Origin of the sequence: Paraburkholderia sp. RL18-085-BIA-A (genome assembly GCF_046027075.1) — a bacterium.
Taxonomy (GTDB): domain Bacteria; phylum Pseudomonadota; class Gammaproteobacteria; order Burkholderiales; family Burkholderiaceae; genus Paraburkholderia.
On sequence record NZ_JARESU010000542.1, the window covers coordinates 1 to 707 of the forward strand.

1 pseudogene is annotated in these 707 nt (G+C 59.8%); it reads right to left on the reverse strand.

Annotated features, from left to right (window positions below):
• Positions 1-369 (reverse strand): annotated as a pseudogene (locus P0D89_RS53745) (hypothetical protein); the annotation flags it as partial.
• Between the last annotated feature and the right edge of the window lie 338 nt (positions 370-707).

The following is a 707-nucleotide window of genomic DNA, read 5'->3' on the forward strand; positions in this document are numbered from 1 at the left end:
CTGAACCAGCCGTATCGTGTCGTCAGGTCCGACAAAGCGTTCCAGCAGACCGGTTGGCAAGTCGGTGGCGTTCGGCGGCGACACCAAGCTACCCCGGGCCATCGACCAGAACGGGGTTGCGGCAAACACGGTGCGCCACCAGTGCCGCCACCGCTGCAGGGTCCGCCGATGTACACCCAGCACGCGGCGCAGTTCTTCGATTCGCCGGTTCGTCACGCCGTCGTCCATCGCAGACAACAGGACAACGACGGTACCGGCGTAAAAGCGCCGGCCGAGAAATCGAACTGACGCGGGCGTGGTGCGCCGCCGACATGTCTGGCAGCAAAAGCTATGACGACGCGTATCCGGCTGTTCGATCGGATCAGGCAAGCCACGAAGCTTGCGCGCATAGGTCGCGCTGTGCAGGGTGCCGCCACAGTACGCACAGCCTTTCGCTCTCGCTCGCGCAGCGAGGTTAGCGTCGATGCTCGACAAGAATGTACCGAGCCGCCTGTTGTCAACGAGTTCGCTGATCATCAAATAGTCCGTGAGGATGAGAGATGATCGGAGCATCGAACAGCGGCTTCATTGACGTCAAGCAATATGAGCAACGTGAATGAGGTTCGCGGCTACGCGTACATCATCCAAGCTGCTCAAAATGCCCCGGATTCCCATCGATTTACGTGCTCACGCTCAGTTGTGCCATCGCCATGAATGACCGTCAGATA